This is a genomic window from Rhodopseudomonas sp. BR0C11 (assembly GCF_010820945.1).
GTDB lineage: Bacteria > Pseudomonadota > Alphaproteobacteria > Rhizobiales > Xanthobacteraceae > Rhodopseudomonas > Rhodopseudomonas palustris_H.
Window position 1 is genome coordinate 1 of the sequence record NZ_QTKI01000379.1, and the last position, 4,696, is coordinate 4,696.

Here is a 4,696-nt window from a genome sequence, read left to right on the forward strand (position 1 = left end):
GGAAGCAGCCGGAGGAGACGTGGGTGCCGATGGTCGACGGCGCGTTGGTGCCGTGGATGCGATACACGGTGCCGCCGAGATACATCGCGCGGGCGCCGAGCGGATTGCCGGGGCCGCCGGCCATGTGGCGCGGCAGATAGGGCTGGCGGGCGATCATTTCCGGCGGCGGGGTCCAATCCGGCCACTCGGCCTTTCTGGCGACCGCCTTGACGCCAGACCAGGTGAAGCCATCGCGGCCGACCCCGATACCGTACCGGATCGCACGCCCGCTGCCGAGCACGTAGTACAGATAGGTGTTCGGCGTATCGACGATGATGGTGCCTGGGGCTTCGCGGGTCTGATAGGCGACGATCTGGCGCTTCAACCGGGCGGGCAGCTCGGCGACGGTGCCGTCCTCGTCTTCCTGCGGCGCGACCTGGGGCTGCGGTGCGGTCTGTTCGACCGGCGCATAGGCCAGCGGCTGCATCGCTTCCGGCTGCGGCAGGAAAGGCAGGAACGGGAAGGGCAGCGTCTGCGCCGCATTCGCGGGTGCGGCGATGGCAATGGTCCCGATCGCGACGATGGCGACCGCAGCGGCACGGCTGGTGCGCGGAAAACGGATCATGTCGGGTCCCCCTGTGGGTGCTCTGTTCGTTCGCCTCGACGCCTTTTCGGCGACTTGTTGGCGTAATCAGTACTCCACCATCCGTTTCCGGACGTTTTCGCCGACTGATGGATTTGGTTTCGTCGCAGTAGGGATTTGTTTCGCCTGTCCGCCCGGCTGGCTCCCGGAGGCGCGCCGGATCGTTTGATCAAGCGCAATTGAGAAAGCCCGCCTGCCCGATAAGCCAAGGCCCCCGCGCGGTGCGGGCAAGGGTCGGGGGAGTTTGACGACATGGCGACAGTGAAGTTTTTCGGCAACGAGGCGGTGCCGCTCGAGATGCACAAGGTGCGGATCGTGCAGAAACTCAACCTGCCGCCGGTCGAGCGCCGCCTGGAGAAGATCACCGAGGCGGGCAACAACACCTTCCTGCTGAAGAACGACGACGTCTTCCTCGACATGCTGACGGATTCCGGCGTCAACGCGATGAGCGACCGCCAGCAGGCCGCGATGCTGACCGCCGACGACTCTTACGCCGGCAGCGCCACCTACACCCGGCTCGAAGACAAGCTTCGCGACATCTTCGGCATGCACTACTTCCTGCCGACCCATCAGGGCCGAGCCTGTGAGCACATCCTTGCCAAGGTGTTCGTCACGCCCGGCAAGGTGGTGCCGATGAACTATCACTTCACCACCACCAAGGCGCACATCGTGCTGCAGGGCGGCACGGTGGAGGAGCTGGTCACCGACGCCGGCCTCGAAGTGACCAGCGCCAACCCGTTCAAGGGCAACATGGACATCGCCAAGCTGCGGGCGGTGATCGAGAAGGTCGGCGCCGCCAATATCGGCTTCGTCCGGATGGAAAGCGGCACCAACCTGATCGGCGGCCAGCCGGTGTCGCTGCAGAACCTCGCCGACGTCAGCAACGTCTGCAAGGAGCACGGCGTTCCGCTGGTGCTCGACGCCAGCCTGCTGGCCGACAATTTGTACTTCAACAAGACCCGCGAGGATCACTGCAAGACGCTGTCGATCCGCGAGATCACTCGCCGCACCGCCGACCTGTGCGACATCATCTACTTCTCGGCGCGCAAGCTCGGCTGCGCCCGCGGCGGCGGCATCTGCATCCGCGACCGCGCGCTGTATGAGAAGATGCGGCCGCTGGTGCCGCTGTATGAAGGCTTCCTCACTTATGGCGGCATGTCGGTGCGCGAAATGGAAGCGCTCACCGTCGGCCTCGAAGAGACCATGGATGAGGAGATGATCAACCAGGGGCCGCAGTTCATCGCCTATATGGTCGACCAACTGGTCGAGCGCGGCGTTCCGGTAATCACGCCGGCCGGCGGCCTCGGCTGCCACATCGACGCCAAGCGGTTCGTCGACCATATCCCGCAGTCGCAATATCCGGCGGGTGCGCTTGCGGCGGCGCTGTATGTCGCCTCCGGCATCCGCGGCATGGAGCGCGGCACGCTGTCCGAACAGCGCGAGCCCGACGGCAGCGAGATCTACGCCAATATGGAGCTGGTGCGCCTCGCGATGCCGCGCCGGGTGTTCACGCTGTCGCAGGTCAAATACGCGGTCGACCGCATCGCCTGGCTGTACGCGAACCGCAAGCTGATCGAAGGCCTGACCTTCGTCGAGGAGCCGGAAGTGCTGCGGTTCTTCTACGGCCTGCTCAAGCCGGTGACCGACTGGCAGAACAAGCTGGTGGCGAAGTTCCGCGAGGACTTTGGCGACAGCCTGTAATCATCGCTGTTACTCGAGTCTTGCAGCACAAACGTCGTCATGCCCGCGCTTGTCGCGGGCATCAACGTCTTGAAGACCTGTCGGCGAGCAAGGCGTGGATGGCCGGGACGATGCCCGGCCATGACGAGGGCGGCAAACGGACGCTCGATTCCATTCGGTACGACGCCGCGTCTTCGGAACCTGGGATTCCTGAATGCGTTGCTCACGGGGGCAACATCAGGAGGCCAGCATGGCTGCGAAGAAAGCCACCAAGAAGACCACGACGCGCGGACGCAAGCAGGACCGGGCCCGCATCGCCGGCGGCCAGGACTATGAAGTCCGCTACGAAGCCAAGAAGACCGGCCGCTCCGCGCCCGCGGTGAAGAAGGCCGTCAAGAAAGTCGGCAACGCGCGCAAGAAGGTCGAGAAGCGGCTGGCGAAGAAGGGGTAAACCGGTTCGCTCATCTCGGGACGCGCTCTCTTTGCTCCAGCGCCGGCGAGTTATGACATGTACTTTCGCAGCCTCCATCGCGCCGCAGTGGCCGCCGCGGCGGCGAATGGTGGAACGCAGCTTAGCCCTCTCAACGTCATTGCGAGCGAAGCGAAGCAATCCAGGCTGCGCACCCCAAGCTGGATTGCTTCGTCGCTTCGCTCCTCGCAATGACGGGGAGAGGCTGGGTGTCAGTCGAGCGGCACCCGGTTCCCTAAATCCGACTCCCTAAATCCGAGGCTGCCACTGCTGGATCGTTCGACCGCTCAAGCAGAGGAGCGTGACCCATCAGCCCGTGAACGGACGACCGTCCCCACCGGCGGCGTTGACTTAGCCCATTATTTCGATAATTCTAGATATATGGATTCGGAGCAGGCCATTCTCGCGCTCGGGGCGCTGGCGCAGGGCACGCGGCTGGAGGCGTTTCGGCTTCTGGCGGCGCACGAGCCGGACGGCTTGGCTGCCGGCGCGATCGCCGATGCGTTGGCGGTGCCGCAGAACACGATGTCGTCACACCTCGCGGTGCTGGTTCGGGCCGGGCTGATCCGCTCGCGGCGGCACAGCCGCTCGATCGTGTACCGCGCCGACCTCGCACGCTTTCAGGAGGTCGCGCTGTTCCTGATCAAGGATTGCTGCGGCGGCCGGCCGGAATTGTGCGCACCGCTGATCGCCGATCTGCAGCCGTGCTGCGCGCCGGCCGCAAAACCCGCGCCTGGCAAGGCGCGTGCAAAAAGCTGAGGGAGCCTATGGACGTCATCATCTATCACAACCCTTCCTGCGGCACCTCGCGCAACACGCTCGGCCTGATCCGCAATGCCGGGATCGAGCCGCACGTGATCGAGTATCTGAAGTGCCCGCCGAGCCGGACGCTGCTGAAGCAACTAATCGCCCGCGCCGGACTGACGCCGCGGCAGGCGCTGCGCGAGAAGGGCACGCCTTACGCAGAGCTGAAGCTCGACGATCCGTCGCTCAGCGACGACGATCTGCTCGACGCCATGATCGGGCATCCGATCCTGATCCAGCGCCCGCTGGTGGTGACGCCGAACGGCGTGCGGCTGTGCCGGCCGTCGGAACATGTCCTCGACCTGCTGCCTCCGCAGCAAGGCGAATTCCGCAAGGAAGACGGCGAACTGGTGATCGACGCCAGCGGCCGGCGGGTGGCGACGGTGTAAAGACTTTCTCCGTCATTGCGAGCGGAGCGAAGCAATCCAGCCCCCCGTGCACCGAGCTGGATTGCTTCGTCGCTTCGCTCCTCGCAATGACGGGGAGGGATCATTCGCACTCAACGCCTCTCGGTTGAAAGGCAAACCCTATGTCCACCTTCGAACGCTATCTCACCCTCTGGGTCGCGCTGTGCATCGTCGTCGGCATCGGGCTCGGGCATTTGATGCCGGGAGCGTTTCAGGTGATCGGGGCGGCGGAGATCGCCAAGGTCAACCTGCCGGTGGCGGCGCTGATCTGGCTGATGATCATTCCGATGCTGGTGCGGATCGACTTCGCGGCGCTCGGACGGGTGCGCGAGCACTGGCGCGGCATCGGCGTGACGCTGTTCATCAACTGGGCGGTGAAGCCGTTCTCGATGGCGGCGCTGGCGTGGCTGTTCGTCGGCTGGCTGTTCAGATCGTATCTGCCGGCGGACCAGATCAACTCCTACATCGCCGGGCTGATCATTCTCGCCGCCGCGCCGTGCACCGCGATGGTGTTCGTGTGGTCGAACCTGACCAAAGGCGAGCCGCATTTCACCCTCAGCCAGGTCGCGCTCAACGACACCATCATGGTGTTTGCCTTCGCGCCGATCGTCGGCCTGCTACTCGGCCTGTCGGCCATCACCGTGCCATGGGACACGCTGGTGCTGTCGGTGGTGCTGTACATCGTGGTGCCGGTGCTCATCGCGCAGGGCCTGC

Annotated in this window: 6 protein-coding genes; 5 read left to right on the forward strand and 1 reads right to left on the reverse strand. The window is 64.9% G+C overall.

Going from position 1 to position 4,696, the window contains the following annotated elements:
- Positions 1-604: L,D-transpeptidase (locus DYI24_RS21500; protein WP_164573775.1), on the reverse strand; the 604-nt coding region annotated here is incomplete at its 3' end.
- 270 nt (positions 605-874) lie between these two features.
- Between DYI24_RS21500 and DYI24_RS21505 the strand changes: the two genes are divergently transcribed.
- The 5 genes from DYI24_RS21505 to DYI24_RS21525 all read left to right on the forward strand — a co-directional run.
- Positions 875-2,323 (forward strand): tryptophanase, encoded by a 1,449-nt coding sequence (locus tag DYI24_RS21505; protein WP_164573776.1) that lies wholly within the window; start codon positions 875-877, stop codon positions 2,321-2,323.
- A gap of 229 nt (positions 2,324-2,552) precedes the next feature.
- Positions 2,553-2,753 carry a DUF3606 domain-containing protein gene (locus DYI24_RS21510; RefSeq protein ID WP_164573777.1) on the forward strand — a complete coding sequence of 67 codons (201 nt, stop codon included), beginning with the start codon at positions 2,553-2,555 and terminating at the stop codon, positions 2,751-2,753.
- Positions 2,754-3,152: 399 nt separating this feature from the next.
- Complete coding sequence (locus DYI24_RS21515; RefSeq protein WP_164573778.1) at positions 3,153-3,530, forward strand: ArsR/SmtB family transcription factor; 378 nt, start codon at positions 3,153-3,155, stop codon at positions 3,528-3,530.
- 8 nt (positions 3,531-3,538) lie between these two features.
- Positions 3,539-3,964, forward strand: a complete 426-nt coding sequence (gene arsC / locus DYI24_RS21520; protein ID WP_164573779.1) for an arsenate reductase (glutaredoxin) — start codon at positions 3,539-3,541, stop codon at positions 3,962-3,964.
- A gap of 140 nt (positions 3,965-4,104) precedes the next feature.
- Positions 4,105-4,696 (forward strand): arsenic resistance protein (locus tag DYI24_RS21525; protein ID WP_349627805.1); only part of this gene is annotated, 592 nt, incomplete at its 3' end.

What these genes read in the sequence shown, in the direction of transcription:
- arsC (WP_164573779.1), top strand. Translation starts at nt 3,539, where the DNA reads ATGGACGTCATCATCTATCACAACCCTTCCTGCGGCACCTCGCGCAAC.
- DYI24_RS21510 (WP_164573777.1), top strand. Translation starts at nt 2,553, where the DNA reads ATGGCTGCGAAGAAAGCCACCAAGAAGACCACGACGCGCGGACGCAAG.
- DYI24_RS21515 (WP_164573778.1), top strand. Translation starts at nt 3,153, where the DNA reads ATGGATTCGGAGCAGGCCATTCTCGCGCTCGGGGCGCTGGCGCAGGGC.
- DYI24_RS21505 (WP_164573776.1), top strand. Translation starts at nt 875, where the DNA reads ATGGCGACAGTGAAGTTTTTCGGCAACGAGGCGGTGCCGCTCGAGATG.